General features: G+C 72.4%; 12 protein-coding genes and 1 pseudogene. 2 read left to right on the forward strand and 11 right to left on the reverse strand.

Annotated elements, in window-relative coordinates:
- Positions 1–32: 32 nt before the first annotated feature.
- From OG245_RS00565 to OG245_RS00600, 8 genes are all read right to left on the reverse strand, one after another.
- A complete protein-coding gene (locus tag OG245_RS00565; RefSeq protein ID WP_371621554.1) occupies positions 33–254 on the reverse strand; it encodes an MbtH family protein in 222 nt (73 codons plus the stop codon).
- Complete coding sequence (locus tag OG245_RS00570; RefSeq protein ID WP_371621555.1) at positions 251–2,818, reverse strand: non-ribosomal peptide synthetase; 2,568 nt, start codon at positions 2,816–2,818, stop codon at positions 251–253. The genes OG245_RS00565 and OG245_RS00570 overlap by 4 nt, the downstream gene beginning before the upstream one ends.
- Positions 2,815–4,173 (reverse strand): cytochrome P450, encoded by a 1,359-nt coding sequence (locus OG245_RS00575; protein ID WP_371621556.1) that lies wholly within the window; start codon positions 4,171–4,173, stop codon positions 2,815–2,817. Before OG245_RS00575 ends, OG245_RS00570 begins: the two co-directional genes overlap by 4 nt.
- Before the next feature lie 5 nt (positions 4,174–4,178).
- Positions 4,179–5,060 carry a phytanoyl-CoA dioxygenase family protein gene (locus OG245_RS00580; RefSeq protein WP_371621557.1) on the reverse strand — a complete coding sequence of 294 codons (882 nt, stop codon included), beginning with the start codon at positions 5,058–5,060 and terminating at the stop codon, positions 4,179–4,181.
- Positions 5,057–9,502, reverse strand: coding sequence for an amino acid adenylation domain-containing protein (locus OG245_RS00585; protein WP_371621558.1), 4,446 nt, complete (start codon positions 9,500–9,502; stop codon positions 5,057–5,059). Before OG245_RS00585 ends, OG245_RS00580 begins: the two co-directional genes overlap by 4 nt.
- Positions 9,499–12,435, reverse strand: a complete 2,937-nt coding sequence (locus OG245_RS00590; RefSeq protein WP_371621559.1) for a type I polyketide synthase — start codon at positions 12,433–12,435, stop codon at positions 9,499–9,501. Before OG245_RS00590 ends, OG245_RS00585 begins: the two co-directional genes overlap by 4 nt.
- On the reverse strand, positions 12,435–18,629 hold the full coding sequence (locus tag OG245_RS00595; RefSeq protein WP_371621560.1) for an amino acid adenylation domain-containing protein: 6,195 nt from the start codon (positions 18,627–18,629) through the stop codon (positions 12,435–12,437). Before OG245_RS00595 ends, OG245_RS00590 begins: the two co-directional genes overlap by 1 nt.
- Positions 18,630–19,300: 671 nt before the next feature.
- On the reverse strand, positions 19,301–19,498 hold the full coding sequence (locus OG245_RS00600) for a hypothetical protein (protein WP_371621561.1): 198 nt from the start codon (positions 19,496–19,498) through the stop codon (positions 19,301–19,303).
- 507 nt (positions 19,499–20,005) lie between these two features.
- Here OG245_RS00600 and OG245_RS00605 point away from each other — a divergent pair.
- Positions 20,006–20,869 (forward strand): LLM class flavin-dependent oxidoreductase, encoded by an 864-nt coding sequence (locus OG245_RS00605; protein ID WP_371621562.1) that lies wholly within the window; start codon positions 20,006–20,008, stop codon positions 20,867–20,869.
- Positions 20,870–21,582: 713 nt separating this feature from the next.
- Here the strand turns inward: OG245_RS00605 and OG245_RS00610 are convergent.
- Positions 21,583–21,747: pseudogene (locus OG245_RS00610) on the reverse strand (LLM class F420-dependent oxidoreductase); the annotation flags it as partial.
- 167 nt (positions 21,748–21,914) lie between these two features.
- Between OG245_RS00610 and OG245_RS00615 the strand changes: the two are divergent.
- Positions 21,915–22,259: a hypothetical protein gene (locus tag OG245_RS00615; protein WP_371621563.1), complete on the forward strand. Its 345-nt coding sequence runs from the start codon at positions 21,915–21,917 to the stop codon at positions 22,257–22,259.
- A 15-nt stretch (positions 22,260–22,274) separates the two neighbouring features.
- Here OG245_RS00615 and OG245_RS00620 read toward each other — a convergent pair whose 3' ends face one another.
- On the reverse strand, positions 22,275–23,492 hold the full coding sequence (locus OG245_RS00620) for a glycosyltransferase family 4 protein (RefSeq protein WP_371621564.1): 1,218 nt from the start codon (positions 23,490–23,492) through the stop codon (positions 22,275–22,277).
- Between the two features lie 77 nt (positions 23,493–23,569).
- Positions 23,570–24,511, reverse strand: coding sequence for an NAD-dependent epimerase/dehydratase family protein (locus OG245_RS00625; protein WP_371621565.1), 942 nt, complete (start codon positions 24,509–24,511; stop codon positions 23,570–23,572).

Consider the following 24,511-nt stretch of genomic DNA (forward strand, 5'->3'; position numbering starts at 1 on the left):
GCGGATCGCTGGTCGGTGTTCATGGAAGCCTCTCAGCCAGCCGTGCCGGTGGCGACCCGCGCGCCGTCCGCCGGGGCGGTCCGCGCGGACTTGGGGGTCATGTCGGTCCACTCCTCCTCGATGCGGCGCAGGCACTCCTCGCGTGTCGAGGGCTCGCCCGTGATGCGCCAACCGGCTGGAACGTCATGGTAGGTGGGCCAGATCGAATACTGCTCTTCGTGGTTGACGACCACGTGATAGAGATCCTCGTTCATGGGGTGGCGTTCTCCTTCGTCGTGAGGGTGAGGGGGCCCAGTCCATGGCGGTCGAGGGCCGTCAGATAGAGCTTGCGCAGCAGAGGGTCGCGAATCCTGCCCCGTTCGTAGTGCGCCCGGAAGAGCCGGTCGTAGGTCTTCATCCAGACGTGGTCGGTGTGCAGGAACAGCACGTCGTGCGGGGCCATGCGGCGTATCGCGAACATGCCGAGGGGGGCGACGGAGACGGGGAAGGCGGAGTTGCGCACGGCTCGCTGGTCGCAGTGTGGGTGGAATTGGCTGATCATCAGTCCGTCGGTCACTGCGGCGCTCTTCAGCCCCGGGTACATCTTGTCCAGGTTGCGCCAGCCCTCGGACCCGGTGCCCGGCAGCACCACGACACGGCATTCCAGAGGCGCGCCGGTGGTGGGGCGGGCGTCGGTGACGATGGCGAAGTCGGCCATCTCGGCCTTCAGCAGGGTGCGCAGTTCGTCCGCAGAGCGCCCGTCGGTGTCGTACCGGAGGCTGAATTGGGCGGTCTTGCCGTTGAGAGCGGGCGGTACGAACGGGCAGACGGGCCCGGTACGGCCCAGCTCGGGGTGGGCACGGCCCACGTACCCCCGCAGCCAGGTGTCGACCTCGGTGAAGTCCCGGTCCACGCGGTCCTGTGAGGGCGCGGCCACGACGCGAATCCACAGGCCGTCGATCCGTTCGAGGCTGTTGCCCGTCGGCTGGGCGGCAGGCGTCCGGTCGGTATCCTGGGACGCGGCCTTGTCCGGGGCCGGGGCCGCAGCGGCGCGCAGCGCGCGGAGCTGACCCATCAGGCCCGCGAACGTGGGATCGGCGTAGACGGATGCGAAGTCGAGGGTGACGCCCAGGCGCGTCCGCACCTCCTCGACCAGGCGCATCAACCCGATCGATGTGCCTCCGCCGGCGAAGAAGTCGGCGTCGGGGCCGGCGGGAAGTCCGGCGTGCGCCTCCCACGCCTCCGCCAAGGCAGGCTCGCCCACGGTGGGGGCGTTCGTCGCAGCATCGGCACCGGGTGCGTCCGGCGGTGGGACGGCGGCGAGGAGGGCGCGCAGGGCGTCGCGGTCCACTTTGCCGTTGGTGGCGAGTGGGAGGGCGTCCAGGGCGGTGATCCGGTCGGCGACAAGATGGCTGGGGGCCCGTCGCCGGGCGCGGGCGCGCAGGGCCGCGGTATCCAGGGCCGCTGGGGTCACGAAGCCCGCGAGGGCGGTGCCGTCGGGGCCGGGATGCGCCAGTACCGCGGCACCGTGGACGGCGGGGTCGGCCGCGAGGATCGCCGACGCTTCGGCCAGATGGACGCGGTGGCCCCGGACCTTCGCCTCGTCGTCCGTGCGGCCGCGGAAGTCCAGGGCGCCGTCGGGGAGTTGCCGTACCCGGTCGCCGGTGCGGTACATGCGCGCACCTGGGCCGGAGGCGAAGGGGTCGGGGAGGAAGCGTTCGGCTGTCGCGGCGGGCAGGCCGAGGTAGCCACGGGCCAACCGGTCGCCGCCCAGGAAGAGTTCTCCGGAAGTCCCCCGAGGGACGGGGGCGAGCCGTTCGTCGAGGATGTAGCACGACGTACCCCGCAGCGGCGTGCCGATGGGGAACGCGGTTCTGCGGGGGCCCTGCCAGGCGGAGGCCGGGCCGAGTGTGCTGAAGGTGGTGTTCTCGGTGGGGCCGTATCCGTTGATCAGCCGGGTGCCGGGGTACGCGGTGTGGAAGTCGGCCGCCGCGACCGCAGGGACGGTGTCCCCTCCGGTGATCAGGGTGCGCAGGGTGCCCAGAGCCGCTCCGTGGTGGTGGGTCATCAGAGGGAAGAGCGGGGCGGTCAGCCACGCCGTGGTCACCTCGGGCGCTGAGAGCAGTGCGGCGAGTTCGTGCAGGGCGAGGGGGTGGCGGCCGGCCGCCGTGATCCTCGCTCCGGCCAGCAGCGGGGCCCAGATCTCATAGGTCGACGCGTCGAACGCCAAGGTGGAGTGAAGCAGTATCCCGTCCTCCGGGGAGAGCTTCAGGAGTTCCTGGTCGAGGGCCAGGGAGACCACTCCGCGGTGGGTGACCCCGACCGGCTTCGGCTCTCCCGTGGTGCCGGAGGTGAACATGATGTAAGCAAGGTCATCCGGTCCGGAGGGCGCGGGCGGCATACCGACGTGGCCAGGGGCGGTTGCGGCCTCTGCGAGAGCGCGGGGCTCGAACCTGGGAATGCGAAGGCCGCTCGGAGACGTCTCGCCGGTGTGGAGGGTGAGCACGGCGCGGGCGCGTTCCGCCATCGTACGTACCCGCTCCGCCGGATAGCCGGGGTCCACCGGTACGTAGCACCCTCCCGCCAGCAGCACGCCGAGCATACCCAGGACGGTGTCCCGGCCGCCGTGGCCCACCAGGAGCACGGCGTCGCCGGGCGTGACGCCCAGGCCCCGCAGGGCGTGCGCCACAGCGCGGGCCCCGGCCAGCAGCTCTCCGTACAGCACGTCCCCCTCCGGATCGGTGAGGGCGATGCGCCGGGGGAACGCCTCGGCGACCTCGGTGAACCGTGCCTCGATCCGGGTGGTCGGCGTCTTCGGTGTGTACGGTGCGTCGTTCATGCCGCGCCGCCACGGTGCACGGTTTCCAGGGGGTACGCCGCAGGCCGGCCGTGGGGGACGAACACCGCGAGGGGGGCGGGGTCGGGCGCGAGCGCGATGGCGGGTCGCAGCCGGGTGGCCGCGCGGTCCTCGGTCAGCTCCAACCGTCCGTGGCCGGAGATCACGGCGGTGACCAGTTGGGCTTCCAAGAGGGAGAACTGCCGCCCTAAGCACTGATGGGGGCCCGCCCCGAAGGGGAAGTACTGCGCCACGGGCGGACGGCCGGAGAGGAACCGTTCGGGCCGGAACGCCTCGGGCTCCTCCCACAGGGCGGGCGAGCGGTGGATGGCGTAGGTGCTGGCCAGGACGAGATCGCCCGCGTCGAGCCGGACGCCCGCCACCTCCAGCGGTGCTTCGATCCGGCGGAACAGCGCCCAGGCCGGCGGGTGGAACCGCAGGGACTCCTCGACCACGGCCAGGGTGTACGGCAGGAGACCGGGCGGCATCGGCCCGGCCGCGCCCAGGGCTTGGAGATCGGTCTCCCGCACCTCCCGGCAGGTGTGGTCGTAGGCTTCCCGATCCCCGGTCAGATTGAAGAAGATCCAGGTCAGCAGCGTGCCCATGGTCTCGACTCCGGCGACGAAGATGGAGAGCAGCTCCTCGCGCAGAACCAGTTCGGTGTCCTCGGGCTCACTCTGCTCCCGTAGAGCGGAGACCAGGGCGGGGAGCAGCCCCGGCTCGGCGACGGGGCAGCGCTGTTCCCCGGCCCTGCGGGCGATGAACTCCTCCAGCGTCCGCTTGCTGTCGGCGAACGCGAGGTCCTCTCCTTCCTGGACCCGGTCGGGGGCGAAGAGCCGACGGTCCAGATGGGTCACTGCCAGGTGCACCGTCCCGGTGAGGCGGTGCAGTTCGGCGCCGCTCATGGTCGGGTCCACCAGGCGGAGGATGATCTCGATGCTCAGGCGCTGGAGGGTGTCGGCGAGGTCGAACTCCGCACCGGCGCGGGGAAGCAGTTCGCGCTGGACGAAGTCCTCGGCGGCGTCCAGGACCAGGGTGTGCAGTTCAGCGACGGCGCGCGGTGCGAACAGGGGGCGGAGCAGGCCGCGCCGCTGCCGCCACCGTTCTCCGGAGGCCACCACGAAGAGTCCGCTGCCGACCAGTTCGCGCAGCAGGCCGCGGTGGTTACGGGTGCCGTGGGCCAGGGCGGCGGCGGCCACTGCGGGTTCGGCGACGACCAGAAGGCGCTGTCCGTCGTCGACAGGGACGGCGCAGACCGTGCCCTCCTCGCGCATCCGGATCATCAGCCCGAGGGGGTCGTCGCCGATCTCCTTGTCGAAGGTCGCGTAGTCGAGGGAACTGGGCGTGACGGTCGCCATGGACATCACTCCGTACCGTCGTCGGCGCGCGGGATGATCTGGCCTGAATGATCGGTCATGACCCATCCCTCGGCCGAGCGCACCGAGGTCCGCTGCCGTTCCGCGTAGCCGTCGGCGTCCTGCTGGAAGTGCCAGGCGAACGGCGGGCGCAGCAGGCGGCGTTCGACCGGCGTCCAGTCGCCGTCCGGGAGGTCTTCGGGGACGGGCGCGGGTGAGGTGTGCTGCACCATGCCCGCGGTGTACCGGCAGAAGACGACCCGGCGTTCGAAGTCGGCGGCCCAGGGCCAACTCCCGTGGGTGGCGGTGTCCGCGAAGAGGACGACCGAACCTGCCCGGACGGGGACCCGGGTGACCCAGTCCCCGGTTTTCTCCCAGCTCTGGAAAGCGTCCGGAAGGTCGAAGGCAGACTTGTGGCTGCCGGGGACGACGGCGAACCCGCCGTGCTCCGCCAGGGCGTCGGTGAGGCAGAAGGCGGCGATCAGGTGACCGCCGTAGATACGGCCGTCCCGTACCTGGTAGGAGAGGGGAGGGTACTCCCAGGGTGTGTTCCCGTTGTGGAGGATCAACGCGCCCGCTCCTTTGCGCGCGTAGAGCACCTGGCCCTCGTCGTACCGTAGATCCGAGCCGAGGATCTCCTCCAGGTAGGGCAGCACCCGGTCATGGCCGATCAGGCTCCGGACCGGGCGCGGTGTGGTGTGGAGGGGGCCCGCGTTGGCGATGTAGGGGTTGTACTGCTTCAGGAGTCGGTAGTCGAGCTTGTTCTCGCCCTCCCAGAGGCCGTGGTGGTCGAGAGCGGCGTTGGCGTCGGCGAGTTGCCGGGGACTGAGGACGTCCTCGACGACGAGATATCCGCGCAGGTCGAACAGGTATTTTTCCTCTTCGTTCATGACCTTCCCATCGTGTCCGGTTGTGGGGCGAGGGGGCTTGGTTCGGCTCCGAGGGCGACGCGGATCGCCTCCAGCCGGGCGCGCAGTTCGGGCAGGGCGAAGAGGCGGGTGGCGCCGGTGAGGGCCAGCCGGAGTCCGCCGTGCCCGGCCGGTGCCGCGTGGAGCACCAGGTCGAGATCGGACCAGTGTTCGGACAGAGAGTCCCCGGGGGGCGTGTCCGGCACCGCGGCCCGGTGTCCATTGCCCTCATGGACGATCAGCCCGGCCGCGCAGACCGGCGGCCGGACGGCGGGGTCCACCGGATCGACCAGTTCGGCGATCCGCGACAGGGGCAGATCCGCGTGGTCCAGCGCGGCCGTCAGCGCCCGTCGGATTTCTCCGGGGCCGGCCGCCGTCACGGCTACCGGGAGCAGATCGACGGCGCGGCCGACCAGTGAGGAACCCTCGGCGGCCGAGCGGTGCGAGACGGGCAGGCCGATGATGACGCCGTACCCGTGGGGGTCGATGGCGTTCGCGAACGCGCTGAGCAGGACAGCGGTCGTAGTCGTTCCCGACGCCCGGCCGCGGGCCGTCAGCAGCTCGTGGGCGGCGGCCGGGAGCACGGTCAGGGCGCCGTGGGCGCGGAAGCCGCGCGGAGCGCCGCGGCGGGCGGCGAAAGGGTCCTTGGGGATGGTGCGGAGGGTCTCCCGCCACCACTGCTCCAGCGTGTCGCGGCGCGCGTCCGCTCGCCCGCGGCGGACGCGGGCGTACACGCCGTAGTCGGCGGCGGGGCTCGTCGGCCGGCCGCCCGCGAGCAGGGTGAGGAGTTCGTCCGCGAGGATGCCCGCGGACGGGCCGTCGCCACGGTTGCGGGCCAGTCTCAGCAGCACATGGCGGCCGGACCGCGCCCCGTCGGGTGCCAGGAGGGTCGTGGCCAGGCCCGGTGATCCGTCGGGCAGGGGTTGCTCCACCAGGTCGTTCCGCCGGTGGACCGCGGCGGGGTCGGCGGGCAGCGAGGCAAGGACGCACGGCTGCCACGGGGTGGGCTCGGGTGCGGCCCCCGGCAGGGGGCCGAGGGCGCCGTGACGTGCCACCAGAGCGCGCACTGCGTGCTCGACGTCGGCCTGACGGGCGGGGGCGTCGAGCCGGAGCAGCAGCGGGATCGGTGGCGCGGGGTGTCCGATGAGCCGCTCCAGCGTCAGAACCTGACGCTGTTCGGCGGTGAGGGCAGGGCCGTCGTCGTGGGCCGGTGCGGCGTCCGACGCCGGGGCGGCGTCGAGCAGTTCGGCGACCGCGTGGGCCAGGTCGGCGGCGCGCGGCCGGGTGAGGACGGTACGGACGGGGACGTCGACTTCCAGAGCAGTGCTCAACGCGGCGGCGATCCGAGCCGCGCCCAGGGACGCGCCGCCCAGGTCGTAGAGGTGGTCGTCCGGCCCGGCCGACGGCAGATCGAGTTCGGCGGCGAAGGCGTCCAGCACCGCCGCAGTCACCCGGTCCCGGGACGGGGCGGACGCGGTACGGAAGCGGTGGACGAGTCCGGTGAGTGCGCGACGGTCCACCTTGCCGTTGGCGGTTACGGGCAGTGCGGACAGGACTCGGATCTCGGCGGGGATCATGTGGGGAGGCAGCGTCAGGGCGAGCGCGGCGCGTACGGCCGCCGGGTCGGGTCCCGGGTCGCCGGTGACGAAGGCGGCGAGCCGTGCGAGCCGTTCGCCGACCACGACCGTCCCCGCCTCGCGCACGCCGGGGACGTCCGCCAGGTGCCGGTCGACCTCCTCCAGTTCCACCCGGTGGCCGCGGATCTTGACCTGGTGGTCGCTGCGGCCCAGGAAGGCCAGGCGCCCGTCCGGGTTCCACCGCACCCGGTCTCCGGTGCGGTACATCCGGGCGCCCACCGGGCCGCCCGGTTCGGGCAGGAAGCGGTCCGCCGTCGCGGCGGGGCGTCCCACGTAGCCCCGGGCCACCCCGGCCCCACCCACGTAAAGCTCTCCCGCCGTGCCGTACGGGACGGGCCGCAGTGACGGGTCGAGGACGTGGAGTCGGACGCCGGGCAGGGGGCGGCCCACGGGGACGACTCCCTCGGCCCGGCCGGGCGTGTACGGGTGGGAGGTGGCGTCGATGCAGATTTCGGAGGGGCCGTACTGGTTGTAGAGCGTTCCGATTCCCGTGCGCGCATAGCGTTCGGCCTGGGTCGCGAGCAGCGCCTCGCCGCCGCAGAAGAGCACGCGTGCGGGAAGGCGGCGCAGGTCGTCGTCGGTGAGCGAGGCCAGCAGGGAGGGGACGACGTCGACGACCGTGGCCGCGTGCTCCCGGGCAGCGTCCACCAAGGCGGCCGGACGGGCACCCAGGTCGAGGCCGGGGAAGACGACGCCCGCCCCGGCGACGAGCGGGCCGAAGCACTGCCAGAAGGACGGGTCGAACGAGAGGGGAATCGTCTGGAGCACCCGGTCGGGGGCGGCGAGGCCGATCTCCCGCCGCCGCCAGGCGAGTTCGTTGGCGAGCGCTCCCTGGGGCACGGCCACGCATTTGGGGGCGCCGGTGGTCCCGGAGGTGAACACCGCGTAGGCGAGGTCCGCCGGGCGGGTGCGGGCAGCGGGCGGCGCGTCGGGCGCGGCGCGGAGACTCGCGACGCAGAGCGGGATGAGTCCGGCGAGGGTCTCGGGCGGTGCGTCGCCGGGCTCGTGCACCAGGAAGCGGACACGAGCCCCGAGCAGCAGTGCACGCCTGCGCTGCCAGGGGTCGTCGGGGCGCAGCGGCACGGTCCAGCCGCCGAGGTGCCAGACCGCGAGGGTCAGGGCGAGGTAGTCGGCGCTCGCGGGAAGCACCAGCGCGACGGCCGATCCGTGGCGCACTCCGGCCGTGTGCAGGAAAGCGGCGAAGTCGCGGACTCTGGCGCGCAGGGCCCGGTAGTCGAGGTCGCCGGTCGCGTCGCGGACGGCGAAGGCGTCGGGGGTCCGTTCCGCCCAATGCGCGAAGGCGTCGTACGGCAGCGGTGGGGCGGGCGCGACGGGGCCTGCGGCGACGGTCCCGATCCGGGTTCGGTCGCCGGGATCGCGTACGTCCACCGTGGCGAGGACCGCGCCGGGATCGCTGAGCACAGCCTCCAGGCAGCGCAGGAATGCCTGGGCGAGTCGGTGCAGGCCCGCCTCGGTGTACCGCTGCGGGGAGCCGGTAAGTCTCAGGACGGTCCGTTCGCCGTCCGCCGCCAGTTGGACGGTGAGGTCGCTCTGGCTGCCCTGGACGCGGACGGGGAGCGGTGTGGCGGTGAGCTGTCCGCAAGGCCGGGGCCGGTTGTCCTCGCTGGTCAGGACGAACGCGGCGGGCCGCGGCGCGTCGGGGAGGGCGATGGAGTCCGTGGGGACGACGGCGTGCCGGTCTCCCGCGAGCAGTTGCTCGGTGGTCTGCTCCACCAGGGCGGCGAAGGTCGTCGCGGGGTGGACGGGGATGTCGAGCGGCATGGCGGCGACGAAGGCCCCGACCGTGCGGTCGTAGCGCTCCGAGGCCCGGTTGGCCGCCGGGACGTCCAGCGGGACGCGGCGGGCGCCGGTGATCAGATGCCAGGTGGCCGCGAAGCCGGCGAGCCAGACGGCGTGGACGGTGGCCCGGTGGCGGCCCGCCAGTGTGCCGGCCCGCTGGATCAGGCGCGGCGGGAGGACCGTTGCGGTCTCCGGGGCGATGTGCTCCCCGTCGCCGGGAGCCGCTTCCTGGGAGAACGGCAGCTCGGCGGCTTCGGCGGGGTGGCCGACGTGCTGCTCGGCCCAGTACCGGGCATGGGCGGTGAGTTGGGCCCGTCCCTCGGTGGAGTGCTCCCAGCGGGCGTAGTCGAGGTGGGATGCGGTGGGCGCCGGTCCGGGAAGGACGGGCGCGCCGGGCGCGGCGTAGGCATGGAGGAGTTCTTCGACGAGGATGCCCAGGGACCATCCGTCGCAGAGCGCGTGGTGCAGGGTCAGCACCAGGACGTGGTGGTGCGGTCCCGATACGAGGAGCGCGGCCCGGACGGGGGGTGGTCCGGCGAGGTCGAAGACGTGGGCCGTCTCATCCGCGAGCGCGGACGCGAGCGCGGCTTCGCCGCCGGACACGGTCCGTGTCTCCCACGCAATGCTCGCCAGGGCTTCGACGCATTGCCGGGGCACACCGGATTCCCGCACGAACCGGGTGCGCAGTGCGGGGTGGCGTTCGGCGAGGAGGTTCAGGCAGGTCCGGAGCCGCGAACGGTCCAGCGGGCCGGTGAGCTGGAGGGCGAGAGGCACGGTGTACGCCGGGGAGGCGGCGGGGGCGACCTGTTCGGCGAGCCACATGCGGTACTGGGTGACCGATAGGGGGTGGCTGCCGGACGGGGCGGACGGCGGGGCGGGTTCGACGGACCGAGCGGGCAGGGAGGTGACGCGGCCGCGGCCCGCGAGCCGTAGGGCCAGCTCCGCGCGCTGCTGCGGGGTGAGCCGGTCGAGCCGGGATCCTGTCATCGCCCCTCCCCCGCCTCGTCGAGGATCTGTTGGACGAGCAGGCGCTCCACGAGAGCGGTCTGTCCGGATACGGTCCGGACTGCCAGGAGATCGCGGACGGGGATGTCGACTCCGAACACCCGGCTCATCCCGCGGGCGAGCCGTGCCACGGTCAGGGAGTCCCCGCCGAGCTGGAAGAAGTCCGCGCCGACGGGAAGGTCGCTGACGCCGAGCTGCTCGTGCCAGAACCGCTCGATGATGTGGTCGGGGTTGGCCTCGGGGGCCGTTGAGGCGGTCTGCGCCGGAACCACGGGGGTCTCTCGCGGGCCCGGGGTGGGGGGCGGCGGGGCGGCGGGAACGCTCCAGCGCGGCCCGGCGAACGGATAGGTCGGCAGTCGTACGGGGCGGCCGGACGGGCGCAGGCGGTCGAGGTCCACCGGGAGACCGGCGACCCACAGAGCGCCGAGTGCGGCGAGCACCGCTCGGTCGCCGGAGGGTCCGGCGGGTGAGGCGAGCAGCGGTGTGGCGGACAGCCCGGCCGACTCGGCGAGCGCGCTGAGCACCCGGCCCGGCCCTGCCTCCACGGCGTGGGCTCCGGGGAATGTCGCCTTCACCGTCTCCAGCGCGGCGGCGAACCGCACGGGCGCCCGTGCGGCTCGGGCGAAGTGTCCGGCGTCGACCAGGGAGCCCCCGGCGAACAGCCGGCCGTTCACGCTCTCCACCCAGGCGAGTTCCGCGCGCTGGACATCGTCCACGGTCAGCGCTTCGCGCAGCGCGGCGGCGGCCGGCTCGATCAGCGGGGAATGGAAGGCTCGGTCGGCGCGCAGCGCGCGGGTCCTGAGCAGTCCGGCGGTCTTCGCCTGGAAGGCGGCTACGGCTCCGGGCGTTCCCGCGACCACGGTGTCGGCGGCGGTGTTGACCGCGGCGACGGCCAGTTCCGCACCGTGCTCCTCGATGAGGGCCCGCGCCTGGCTCTCGCCGCAGCTCAACGAGAGCATCGCGCCGGCGGCGCACCGCTGCATCAGCAGGCCGCGGTGTTCGACGAGACGGGCGGCGGCAGAGAGCCGCAGCGAGCCGGCCACGGCTGCCGCGCTGATCTCGCCGAGACTGTGGCCGACCAGGGCACTCGGCTCCGGGCCGAGAGCGCGCAGCGCGGTTCCGGCCGCGTACTCGACGGCGAAGAGCGCGGGTTGCGCGAGCCGGGTCTCGGCCAGCCGAGCGGCGGAGAAGTCCCCGTCGTGCAGGGCACGTTCGACTTCCGCAGCGAGGTCGGGGGTGAAGGATCGCAGACAGCGGTCGAGCGCGTCGGCGAATCCGGGCAGGATGGCACCGAAGGGGCGGGCCATGCCGGGGACCTGGGTCCCCTGCCCTGGGAAGAGAAGGACGAGTGGCACGGGGTGGGCCCCGACGGGACTGGACTTCGGGGCGGGCGTGCGCAGTTCGCGCGTAAGTTCCTCGACGGTGCCGGCCACGGCGACGGAGCGGTACGGGAGTTCCGGCCGGCCCGCCAGGGTGTGGCCGACGTCCGCCAGGGCGGGGGTGGTGTGATCCAGGTGGTCGGCGAGCCGGGTCCGCATGCGGTCGGCGGCCGCGTGGTCCTTGGCGGAGAGCACCATGAGGTGCGGGCTGCGGCCGGGCGGTGCCGGGGCCGTCGTCCGGGGGGCCTGTTCGACCAACAGGTGGACGTTGGTTCCGCCGACGCCGAAGGAGCTGACCGCGGCCCGGCGGGGGCCTGGGCGCGTCCAGTGCTCGGCCCGGCGGGGCAGGCGCAGGGGGGTGTCGTGCTGTTCCAGCAGAGGGTTGGGGTCGCTCAGGCCCGGCACGGGCGGGATCAGGCCGTATTCGACCACCAGCAACGCCTTGACCAGTCCGGCGAGACCGGCGGCGGCGTCGAGGTGGCCGATGGTGCCCTTGAGCGCCCCGACGTGGATCGTGCCGGGCTGTGCGCCGAGGGAGCCGTACGCCGCTGTGGCGGCCGACCATTCGATGGGATCGCCCAGGGACGTGCCCGTGCCGTGACTCTCCAGATAGCCGACGGTTGAGGCGCCGACACCGGCGGTGGCGAGGGCCGCGCGGATCGCCTGTTCCTGGCCCTCTGCGGAGGGTGCGAGGAAGCCTGCCTTGGCGGAGCCGTCGTTGGTGAGCGCGGAGCCCAGCAGTACCCCGTACAGCGGCGGTGACGCGTCCTCCACGTCCTCGTAACGGCGCAGGACGATGCCGATCGCGCCGGAGCCCGCCAGCGTGCCGTCGGCCTCCGCGTCGAAGGGGCGGCAGCGTCCGCTGCGCGACATCACCCCGCCCGCCAGGTGCAGATGGCCGGCCTGGGGGGCGTTGGCGGAGGCGGCGACGACGAGGGCCTGGTCGCACTCGCCGTTGTTCAGCGCCTGGATCGCCGTGTGGGCGGCGGCCAGCGAGGACGAACACGCGGTCAGCACGGTGAGCGCGGGGCCGGTCAGCCCGAGTTTGTAGGCGATCCGGGTGGCGAGGAAGTCACGCTCGTTGGCAAGGATCGCCTCCTCGAACTCCGGCGGCTCCAGCGCTCCCGCTGCCAGCAGCGTCCGCAGGTGGCCGCTGCCGCTGGCCGCGGCGTACACCCCGGTGCGCGGGGAGCGGTCGGCGCCGAGCGGATGCCCGGCGTCCTCCAGCGCGGACCAGGAGCATTCGAGGAGCAGCCGGTGCTGAGGGTCGAGCAGTCGGGCCTCGCGGGGGCTGACTCCGAAGAAGGCGTGGTCGAACCGGTCCTGGTCCGGCAGCGAGCCGTGCACGGGCACATAGGACGGATCGTCGGCGAGTTCGGCCGGGACCCCGGCGGCGAGAACCTCCGCCCGGTCGAGGCGGCGGGTGAGGACCCGGCCCTCACGGACTGCGGCCCACAGTTCGCCCACATCGCGGGCTGCGGCGAAGCGGCCCGACACTCCGGTGACGGCGATGTCGAGGGATCGGTCACGGGTCATCACTCGGCCTCCTGGGCACGGCGTTCACGCAGCCGTCGGGCCGCTTGATCGCGGCGGTTGCGGGTCTCGTCGGCCGCGGGGCCGGCGACTGGGTCGCGGTCCCGCACTTCCAGCCGGGCCGAGATGTCGGCGACCGTGCTGTGCCGGAACAGGTCGAGGATCGGCAGCCGCACTCCGGTGTGCCGGTGCAGCGCCTCCTGGAGCGCCGGGACGAGCAGGGAGTGGCCGCCGGCGTCGAAGAAGTTCACCCCGGTGGGGACGTCGGCGAGGCCGAGCACCTCGCGCCAGGCGGCGACGACGTCGGCGTACCGGGGCGGCACGGGCCCGGCGGGCCGCGCCGCGGACGCGGTTCGGCGTTCGACGGCCTCGCGCTCCAGTGCGCGCCGGTCGACCTTGCCGTTGGGGGTGAGCGGCAGCCTCTCTACGCGGTGGATCTCGCGCGGGACCAAGTAGCCCGGCAGCCGTTCGGCGATGTCCCCACGGAGGCTGTCGGGTTCAGCAGTTCCGGTGACGAAGGCCACCAGGCCGGCGTCGTCGACCACGACGGCGCTGTTCCGGACCCCGTCGGCGTTCCGCAGCACCGCCTCGATCTCGGCGGGCTGGACCCGGTGGCCGCGGATCTTCACCTGGTCGTCCGTCCGGCCGGCGAAGACCAGTGCGCCCTCGCCCCGCCAGCGCACCCGGTCGCCGGTGCGGTACATCCTTGCCCCCGGTGCGCCGGAGAAGGGATCGGGCAGGAAGGCGGCCGCCGTCTCGGCGCGGCGGCCCAGATAGCCGCGGGCGACGCCGGGGCCGCCCACGTAGAGTTCGCCCTCGACTCCCGGCGGGACGGGGCGCAGCGCGTGGTCGAGGACGTGGAGGCGGTAGCCGGGCACCGGGCCACCGATGTCGACGGGCCCGGGGGCGCGGTAGCGGCGGTAGCTCGCCCAGACGGCCGTCTCGGTGGGACCGTACTCGTTGACCAGCGCCACTTCGGGCAACAGGGCGAAGTGGTCCCGGAGCAGATCCTGCGGCAGCGGCTCGCCGGCGGTGATCACTTCGGTCAGGCTCGCCGTTGCCGGGCCGCCCGCCCGCTCGGCGGCGGCCAGCAGCACCCGGTAGAGCGAGGGCACGCAGAGCAGGTGCGTCACCTGGTGGCGGGTGATCAGAGCGATGAGCCGCTCGGGGTCGCGGACGTCGTCGGCGTCGGCGACGACGAGCCGTCCGCCCGCTGAGAGCGTGCCCCAGATCCCGGCCGCCGAGGAGTCGAAGGCGGGCGGCGAGAGCAGCAGGAACACCGGCTCCCGTGAGTAGACCGCGCGGCGGGCGGCGGTCGAGGCGGCGAGCGCGCCGTGCTCGATCACCACTCCTTTGGGGCGCCCGGTCGTCCCGGAGGTGTAGATCACGTATGCGGGGTCGCCGGGGCCCGGCACGACCGGGGCGAACGGTGCGGCGGGCGGGTCGATCCGGTCGATGTCGAGGATCGGCGGGCCCGACGCACTGATCCGGCCGGCGGTCGGGCCGCTGGTGAGGACCGCGGCGGCTGTGCAGTCGGCGAGTGCGGCGTGGATGCGGGTGTCGGGGTGTCCGGGGTCGAGGGGAACCTGGGCCGCTCCGGCGAAGTGCACACCGAGCAGTGCGGCGGGCATCGCCGTGGAGCGTTCCACCAGGACCGCGACCCGGGTGCCGGGCCCCGCGCCCAGGGCGGTGAGCCGAGCGGCGATCGCGAGCGCCCGTTCCCGCAGCATCCCGTAGGTCAGTTCGCCGTCGACTGCCGACACGGCCACCCGGTCGGGGACGCGTCGGGCGACCCGGTCGATCCGCCGGCTCACCGGGTCGGGAGGGCCGCCCGGGGCGGGGCGGTACGTCCAGTCCAGGGTGGGCCGGGCGGGGTCCTGGTCCTCGGGCAGGGCGGCGCGGGCGGCGGGGCGGGACACGAGTGCCAGCAGAGCGCCGAGGAGGTGTTCGGCGAACTGCCCTGCCCGTGCCGTCGGCCATCGGTCGGTACGGTGAACGACGTCCAGCCGGCCGCCGTCGGAGGTCTCCCTCAGGATGATCTCCAGGTCGTACTTGGCCACGTCGGCGGGAATCTCGACCGGGAGGCTCGCGGCTTGCCCCAGGTGCTCGGATGCGGTCCGAAGCAGCGGTTCGTGGTCGACCAGGACGTGGAAGAGGGGGGCACGGCCGGGTTCGGAGCGGACACCGAGCTGTTGGACGAGGGCGTCGAAGGGATGGGCCCGGTGGGCGTGGGAGCGCAGCAGCGCCCGGTGCGTGTGGGCGATCAGTTCGCGGCCGGTGAAGTCGGGCCGGGGGCGCAGCCGGACCGGCACCGGGTTGACGAAGAGGCCGACGACCTCGCTGAAGCCCGGCGGCCGGACGTCCATAGTGGTGCCGGCCAGGACATCGCCTCCGGCCCCGTACCGGTCGGCGGTGAGTGCGAAGGCGGCCAGGGCGAGGACCAGCGGGGTGGTGCGGTGGGTGCGGGCGGCCTCGGTCAGTCGGGCCCAGTCGGCGGCGTCGATCGGCTCGGAGACGGCGTCACCGGCCCAGTGGCGGTGGACGGGCTCGTCGCCGAGGGCGATCGGCGGTTCCGTGGAGACGTGGCGCAGTTCCCCGGCCCAGAACTTCTGTAGCCGTTCGGTCTCCTCGGGTGCCGGCGCGGGCGCGTCGAAGGCGCGGTGGGGTGGAGCGGACGGCGCCGGTCCGCCTGCCAGCCTGTCCAGCAGTTGTCGAGTGATCAGCTCGGTGGAGTGCCTGTCGAGGACGATGTGGTGCGCGGTGAAGAGCAGAACGCGTTCGTCCTCGGCGATCCGGAACTCCGCCAGGGCGGCGAGGGGTTCACCGAAGAGGTCGAACGCCCGGCGGGCCGCCCGCTGGAGCCGGGCCGTGAGCCCCTCCTCGGCGGCCGTGTCCACCGACACGGTGAAGGCGTCAAGCGGCCACTCGGCGCGAGCCGGGCCGCGGTCGCCGTCGACGACGCGGAGCCGCAGTTCGGGATGGGCGGCGAGCACCTCGTGCCAGGCGGCGCCGAGCCGCGCCCGGTCGAGCGGACCCCGGTGGCGCAGCGCCCAGTACACGGTGAACTCATGGCTGTCCGGTTCCGCGCGGTGCAACAGCCACAACCGGCTCTGGGCGGCCGACAACTCCGCTTTCCCGGCGTCCGGTGGCGTGCCCGCCTCCGGCGAAGTTCCCGGCCGCGCGGCCTCGAACCGCGCGCGTGCACCGTCCGGCGTGGGGTCCCCGAAGAAAGCAGCGAGGTCGACGGCGGCGCCGTGGAGCTGGTTCAGCTCGGCGATGAACCGGGCCGCGTCCAGGGAGCTGCCGCCGCAGGCGAAGAAGTTGTCGTCCCCGGCGGGGGGCGGGCCGCCGAGAGTCTGCGCCCACAGGGCGCCGACCGGGTCGGCGGAGCCGACGGGGCCGCTCGTCCGCGCGGGAAGCGGCAGGGCGTGCTCGTCCACCTTGCCGCTGGGGGTGAGGGGGAAGACGTCCACCAGCAGAACGTGCGCGGGCACAGCGGCGGAGGCGAGTTCGCCCGCTGCGGCGGCCCGCACCCGCCGGGGTTCGGGACGGGGGCCGGACGGCTCGGGCACGACGTAGGCGCGCAGTCCCTCGGCCCCGGCCCGGCCGCTACGCGCTACATAGGCGTCCCGGACGCCCGGGGCGCGCCGCAGGACCTCTTCGACCTCGTACGGGTCGACCCGCTGGCCACGTACCTTCATCTGGTGGTCGGTGCGGCCGAGGTAGAGCAGGTGTCCGGCGGCGGTGAGCCGCACCCGGTCTCCGGTGGCGTACATCCGGGCTCCGGGGGCGGTGGCGAAGGGGTCGGGGAGGAAGCGTTCAGCAGTCAGGGCGGGGGCGGAGGCGTAGCCGCGGGCGACCTGGGGGCCGGAGAGGTACAGCTCGCCCGCAGCGCCGACGGGTACGGGCCGCAGATCGGGACCGAGAACATGGGCAGCGGTCCCACCGACGGGCCGACCGATGCTCGGGGTCTCGTGCTCGTCGAACCCGCACCAGGTGGTCTGGATCGTGGCCTCGGTGGGTCCGTAGCCATTGGAGCCGCGGACGCCGAGCGCACGCAGGTCTCGCCAGGTCGTCGGGTCGACGGCCTCGCCGCCGAGGTCCAGCTCCAGATCGGTACGCCGCAGCACGTCGTCCAGGCCGAACCGACGCATCGCGGCGAACATCGACGGCGAGGTGCTCAACAGCCGCACGTCGTGCCGTTCCAGCCAGGCGACAGCGGCCTGGGGGTTGCGGTAGACCTCCTCCTCGGCGATCACCAGGCAGCTTCCCCGGAACAGGTACAGGAGTTGTTGGAAGAAGACGTCGAAGGAGACGGCTGCGGTCACGCCCACCCTGGCCGCCCCGGCGCCCGCGGGCTGCACGTCCACGAGGATCTCCAGGCCCCGGTGCTCGACCATCACCCCCTTGGGGCTGCCGGTGGTTCCCGAGGTGTGCAGGACGTACGCCAGGTCGTGGGGGGCCGCCGGATGGCCGGGGCGAGTGTCCGGCTCCGGCCCGGCCGAGCCGGAGCCGCCCGGAGCCACCAGGGTGAACGTCCCGCTGAGCCGTTCGCGCAGTCCGGGAGCGCAGATCACGGTGCCGACTCGGGCATCGGCCAGGACGTACGTCAGGCGGGAAGGGGGCTGCGCGGGGTCGAGCGCGACAACGTGGCCCCCCGTCCGCCAGACCGCGAGCACCGATACCACCAGGGAGGCGTCGCGCTCGCAGAGGACGCCGACCGGGGAGCCCGGGCCCGCTCCGGCCGCCCGCAGCGCGGTGGCGAGCGCCCGGACTTCGCGGTCGAGGGCGGCGAAGGTCGTGACGTCCGTGCCGCGGACAACTGCGGGCCGGTCCGGCGTAGCGGCGACCTGTGCGGTGAACCGCTCCATGAGAGGGATCGACGGGCGGGATTGCGGCGGCGGAGGGATCAGGGATGCGGTGGACGCGCCCGGCGACCGGGGCAACAGGATGCCCGGTTCCCTGGCCAGAGCAAGCAGGGTGCGGCGGACGAGATCGAGCAGTTCGGTAGCGGCCTCGTGGGTGGTGCCTCCCCGGGTACGGCGGATCACCGACAGCGAACCGCCGCCCTGGTCCAGATGGAGATCGAATTCGAGGTCGAAGCGGGTGAGGCCGTTGCCCGTCTCCACCGGGATCACCTCGACGCCGTCGAGCACGGGGACGGGAGGGGAGCCGTGGACCTGGAAACTGGTCGTGAGTCCGGAGGTCGCCGTGTCGAAGAGGTCGGAGTTCTCCCGGAGGGGCTCGGCCAGGTGGGTCAGCGCCTCGGCCACGGTTCCCCGGACGGCGTCGGCGAGTTCGGTGCCCGAGGCACCCGCCCGCCAGAACTGGCGCAGCAGCACCATGCGCGCCAGGGAACCGACCGTGGACAGGTTCGCCGGCGTCCGTGCGGCGAAGGGGGTGGCGATCATCAGATCGGTCGCGTTGCCGTAGGTGGCGAAAGACGCGTAGAGGGCGCTGAGGCCGAGCAGGAAAGGAGTGCTGCGCAGCGCGCGGGCCCCGGCGCGGATGAGCCGCACCTCGGCTTCGGAGAGCGGGAGGCGGAGGGTCTCCCCGTACGGTGTGCGCGGCTGCGGGTTGCGCGGCAGAGTGTCCGGCCAGGAGGCGTCGGCGAGCACACGGGGCCAGTAGCCGGTCGGCGCCACGGACTCGGACGGCGGGGCGGAGAACGCTGGCGGGGCCAGACGGGGCGCACCAGTGACGGTGCGGGCGCGGTAGGCGGTGGAGATGTCCGCGAGCAGGACGTCCAGGGAAGCGCCGTCGCAGGCGATGTGGTGCACCAGCAGCGAGAGGAGACGACGCTCCGGGCCCTGTCGGAACAGGCTCACGCGCAGGGGGCAGTCGTGGGCGAGGTCGAATGCGTGCCCGCCCACCGCCTGCCACTGGTCGACGTCGGCGGTGCCCGGGTCGTCCACTGCCCATTGCGGCTCGGCAGGTCCCGGAGCCCAGGACGGCACCTCGCCGCCGCTGTCGAGGCGGCGGGCGAAGACGGGATGGCGGGCTGCGGCATCACGCACCGCTTCCCTGAGGGCCCGCTCGTCGAGCGGGCCACGGAGCTCCCAGACCCGGTGGACATTGAAGGCCTCCGGCTGGGCACGACTGGTGAGCCAGATACCGAACTCGGGGGCCGTGAGGGCCTGCCGGAGCCCAGTACGGAAAGTTGACTCCGCTGCCGCAATCTGCTCGGTTCTGTTCACTTCGGTCGCCCTTTCTCGACTTCCTGATACCGCGTGATCAATGACTCCGAAGGGCGAGGATGGCGAAAGACCGACGGAGATCGCCGCGCGTCGTTCGTTCTTCACGACGGTCCACCGTGGAGGCGTAGGCCACGTCACGGAGGAATGTGACACCGAAAGGATCGACTGAGGGAGGCAGAACTGACGGGCAGTCAGGAGAAAGCTTCACGGTGACGTTTGAAGCAGAAAAGGTGGATGCGACCGCTAGCGGTGCGAGTTTTCACTCACCCTCCCCGTTGATCGCAGTATGCGTCGGTACTGGGCAGCACTGATCCGCTGGATATTTTCTATCCAGTGTCGGGGTACTGGCGTTCCAAGGGCGGCCGCCGGACACAAGTGTGCATGTGCTCCCGGCATCCCGGCAGTGTCTCTTTCGAGAATGACTGAATATAGCCAGGCCGCCCTTGGGCCGGGCGAGGAAACTCGACCGTCCCGCCGTGCGGGGCACGGTCGGCGCCTTGCGGGCAAGCAGGGCAAGGACATGCTCAGGATTCCGAGAAAACGCCGCTCAACAGGGACGGGAGCGGGGCATGCGCCGCCGATCGGGACCAAGTCCCGGCGTGAGCGCCGAACTCTCCCCAGGCGTACCGGAGAGCAGCGGGCCACACCCCGCCACCGTGCACGGTTTCCGGTCAACGCATTCGCACGAGACTGACGGGTTCCGCGAGAACCCGTTTTCCTCGGATGTCGTGGCCGCCGGGCGAGGCGATCCGCTTTCCGCCACATTCGGTGACTTCTTTCGGACAGATTTCCGGAATGAACGGGTGGCCGCAGCGGAGAGATTGCGCAGGACGAAGCGCCTCCTCGGCGTACGACAGCTCCCAGAACATCGGAGTCGGCCTCCGTATCCGCCGAACACGGGTAGCGCTTCTCAGCACGACCGCATCTGTGATATTTTCCGTGCGGTCTGCGGCAGCCGCGCGGCGCCCCTGCGGGAATCGTGCGGTGATCTATAGCCGAACAAGCAGGAGATCATGGATCGCCGATTCGCAGGGCTTCACTCTTACGAGGAAACTTTTGCAGCAGTGCTGGCAAATTCGCGCCAAAGGTTCCTCCTGGCAGTTCCTTACCTGAGGCGTCGCCCGCGAAATATCGGCAGACCGAGAATTGCCGATCGAACAGCCTTCCGCGCCCCCTTGCCCCTCATCCACGACGTCAACCGCCGGCACCTGTTCTCAGCGGCGCATGGAGACCGGCGGGACAAAGTCACATCCGTGCATCCGTCCCTCCGACACGGCACGCCATCGTGTCGGACGCATGAGGGCGAAGACCGCGAACGGCACGGCACATCCTGGCCGGGCCGGCCGGCGAAGGACCCCAACGCACTGGGAGAGATCATGTCGCTTCACTTCGGGTTCTGCTTCGGCACCGCGCTGCGCAGCCATGTCACCCAGGACGAGCTGTGGCCGCTCCTCGAGACGGTGGAGCGGTGCCAGTACGACTCGTTCTGGTTCTACAACGACAACGGGGACGCCATGCCTCCGGCGCTCGAACTGGCGAAGGAGGTGGCCCACAGGACGTCGTCCCTGCGGTTCGGCCCGCACGCGCTGGTGGCCCCGGGGCTGCTGGAGAGGACCGCGCTCGCCCGTGAGCTGTCCAGGCTGCACCAGATCTCCGGCGGGAGGTTCGTCGCCCAGCTAGGCATCGGCGGAGCCCGGGAACTGCTGATGGACGATCAGCGCGGGGCCGCGGCCGAACTGGAGTGCATCCTGCGCGAAATCGCCACCGACCCCACCGGAGTGCCCCGGCCGTACCCGGTCTGGCTGGGCGGAAACCGGGACCGGACGGTGAAGCGGGTCGCCGCTCTGGCCGACGGCTGGGTGCCGGCGTTCATCACCCCCGCCGAGTACCGCCGCCGCGTGGGCGTCCTGCTCGGGGAACTGGAGCGGCTGGGGCGACGGACGTCCGTCACCCTGGCCGTCCAGGTGGTCTATCTGCCGTCGTCCATCGACACCCCCCGGGTCCGCGCCGAACTGGACGCCGAGGTCGCCGCCCACAGACCTGGAGCCACCATCCGGGACTTGTACGCCATCGGCGGATACCAGGCGGTGCGGGCCAGAGTGGCCGAGTTCGTGGAGACGGGCGTCGAACATGTCATTCTCGTGCCCGCCCGCCCGGTGCCGGACTGGAAGGCCGAGATCATCGGCCTCAAGGACGAAGTGATCAATCGTTTCCGGAGTGCTCCGGCCGCCCGCCCTTGAACCACGGTGCAGCGATCGTCGGGACCTTCCACGAGAAGGAACTTACGAGTGACGCGAGCGTCGTCAACGGACACTGGCTACAGCGCGCCCGGCGTGTCGTGGCCGCCGCCGCAGCCTCCGGCGCAACAGCGCGGCTCGCGCACGCTGAGCTTCCGTCTCCTACCCGCTTACGACACCCCCGCCCTGCTGCCCCGGCGCAAGTTGTTGCGCGCGGTCGGCCAAGCCGCCCGCACGGCAGGTGCATGTAGAGGTGCACGCGCTCTGTGAAGCCGGGTACGTGCACCTCGGCCCGCGTGGAGGTTCGGCGGGCCCCACTGTGTCGACCCTGTTCGTCCTGGGACGCGATGTGCCCTGGAGGCCATCACCGAGTCTCGGCCGCTGCGCCGCCGGGACGCCCGCGCGGGAGCCGTCGAGACGAGCATCATCATCGCGGCACTGGTCGAACCGAGGCGTGGAAGTGGTCCGGCGCGGACAGCACCGCTCCCGCCCCCGCGTCTTGCGGTACACCCTGGCCCAACCCGCGCTGGGTGAGCTGCCAGCGCGCCCCGGCCACCTGCTTGACGACCCGGGCGGCCCCGGGGCACCGGCAGGAAGCGGCGTCCTGCCCATCACCGGGCACCGCTTCCACGGCGACTGGAGCTACGCCTATCCGCGGCCAGGTCCGGGAAACGCCCGTCGGCGCCGGAGGAACGGCCGCCGCCGGGCGCGACTTGGGTGCCGGGTGCAATCCGAACGTTGACCGGATTAGGCAGCTCACTCATCACCTTCCACCCGGTCAGCGCCCACCGCGACGTCTCGAGAGCGGCGCGGGCGGCGGTGTGCGCGTTGGGCGCCCGGGCCATCGGAACCTCGCCGTAGCACGGGCGGCCGGCGGACGCTCTTCCTGCTCACGGTGAACGCGGGGAGGGCATGGACTGGGCGCGGCGGATCGAGCTGGTCACCGTCGTGGTCGCCGCTGTGGTGGCGGTGGTGGCTCTCTGGTACTCGAACATCCAGGCCCGGCAGGCCGATGAGCAGGCCCGGGAGGCCAACGCCCAGGCGCGGGATGACCGGGCGCTGGCGCAAGGAGGGGCAGATCACCGACCGGTACACGGCGGCGGTGGGGAACCTCGGCGAGGACAAGATGGACGTGCGGCTCGGCGGTATCTACGCCCTGGAGCGGATCATGCAGGACTCCCGCCGTGACCAGCCCACCGACGAGATCGAGGCGGCGCGGCAGGCTGACGCCTCGATCTCGTCGGCCTTGCTGAGACCTAGCCACCTGCTTCGGTCCGGCTGGGCACCGCTCGATCCAGTGATCACGGGAACCGTACGGCGTTCTACGCACCACCGCCTCATGCAAGCAGTGCCGCAGAGAAGCGCTCTCACGGATGCTGTATGGCCAATGTGAGACCTGCTGGGGCATTTACCGCGTCTCGGCGACGCCGGTCGTGTCGAGGCCCGCGAGTACCAGGTTGGCCCGGTGGCGCCAGGTATGGCGCTGGAGGAACTGCTGACGGGCCGCGTCGCCGAGCGAGCGTCCGAGGACCGCGTCGGCGACAAGGTGTGTGACGGCGTCGGCCCAGGAGTTCGGATCGTCGGGCGGGCACAGGAGGCAGTTGACCCGATCCCGGAGGATTTCACGCAGAACGGGCAGGTCGGAGGCGATGATGGCCCGCCCGTGTGCCATGTACTCAAAGAGTTTCATTGGGGACGCCCAGCGGCTCGTTTCGCAATGCCCGCCGGCGGTGTAGACCTTCGCCTGGTACGGCGCGAGAACGACGTCGAACAGCGGGTAGTAGGCGTGAACGGCACCGGGCGGCCGGTGACCGTGGAAGTACGCGTTCGGGGGCCCGCCCCGCTTCCGCCACCGGGCGAGATCCTCGGAAGCGCCGCCGACCAGGTGGAAGTCGAAGGCGGGGAGGCGGTCGGCCAGCGTCAGGACCAGGTCGATGCCGCGCCCTTCGTAGAGGTGCCCGACGTATCCGATGTTCGGCACGTCCGGCCTCCCCGGCATCGGGGACTGTGGACGGGTGGGCGGGCGGGGTTCCTCGGCGGCCTCCGGGGCTACGACGATGGGAAGGGTGCCCAGGCGGCCGTAGGCGCGCCGGTAGTCCCGCCCGAGCGCGTGGGTGATCACGACGATGCGGGCCGGCTGAGCGTCCCGGAGCAGGTCCTCCTCGATGCGCAGGGTGTTGGGGTCGTCCCGCAGGCGGTGGGTTTCGTAGATGAGCGGTGCTACCCCCGCCGCTGCGGTGAGAGCGTAGAGGTCGTGACCGTAGATCAGGTCAGGCGGGTTGCGCGTCAGCAGGGAGCGGACGCGTTCGGCCCGTGCCCGGTACCCGGCCGGTGAGTAGTCGGGGCTCGGAACCGGCGTTACGGAGAAGCGGTGGCGTACTCCGTAGTAGGCGTGCGGGTCGTCGACGGTGTACGTGCCCGGTGCCGTGTACAACGTGACCTCGTGTCCGGCCCGGGCGAACGCGTCGCACATCCGCATGGCGTGGACGCTGTTGGCGTAGACCGAGGGGACACTCCCGGGGTGCAGATACGCGATGCGTACCCCTGCCCCCGCCCGGGGCCCCGGTGGGTGCGGCTGTTCCTCTTCGGGCGGCCTGTCCGCCGGGGCGGGGCAGGGTTCCGTCATGTCCGGCTCCGATCGTGTGCGGGGCGGGTGGTTCGGTCGCGGGCCTCCCCGGGCCGGCTCCTGTGGTGTGAGGTGTCCTACCGGGCATGCGCCCGGAACCACTCGACGGTCCGTTCCAGTCCCTCGCGCAGCGGGACCGGAACGACGTCGGGGAAGAGGCTCAGCAGTCGGGAGTTCTCGGCGTGCGAGTGGCGTACGTCGCCCGGGCGGGACGGCAGGTGCAGCGGGTCGAGGGGGGTTCCCAGCACCGCTTCGAGCTCCGTGATCAGCTCTGCGAGCGAGGTGCGTGTTCCGTAGGCGAGGTTCACGGGGTCGGCGCAGACGACCTGGCGCAGTGCCGCCCGGGTGAGGACGCGGCAGACGGTCTCCACGTAGGTGAAGTCGCGGCTCTGGAGGCCGTCTCCGTGGACGAGGACCCGCTGACCGGTCGTCACGGCGTCGATCCAGGCGGGTACGACCGCGGCGTAGGCGTGTCCCGCCGGTTGCCGGGGCCCGTAGACGTTGAAGAAGCGCAAGGGCAGGACCGGTAGGTCGTAGCAGTGGTGGTAGGCGGCCAGGTAGGACTCGGTGGCCAGTTTGCTGACCGCGTAGGGGCTGAGGGGGGCGGGGCGCAGGTCCTCGTGCTTGGGGAGATGGGGGTTGGAGCCGTACACGGAGGACGAGGAGGCGGCGATCACGTGGGGAACGCCCGCGCGTCGGGCGGCCTCCAGGACCATGAGCGTTCCGGTGGCGTTGGCGTGGTGGCTGGCGAGGGGGTCGGTCACCGACCGGGCCACGGAGGGCAGGGCGGCGAGGTGGATGACGGTGTCCACGCCTCGGAACGCCCGGTCCAGGAGCGGGCCGTCGAGGATGCTGCCTTCGACGAGGTGGACGTCGGCTCCGGCGAGGTTGTCCTTGGAGCCGGTGGAGAGATCGTCAAGGACCCGGATCCCGGACACTTCGCCGCAGTGGGTGAGGGCGTGTGCGAGATTGCTGCCGATGAAGCCGGCGCCACCGGTGATCATGATCTTCACGCTCAT

This window comes from Streptomyces sp. NBC_01116 (genome assembly GCF_041435495.1).
In the GTDB taxonomy this organism is placed as follows: domain Bacteria; phylum Actinomycetota; class Actinomycetes; order Streptomycetales; family Streptomycetaceae; genus Streptomyces.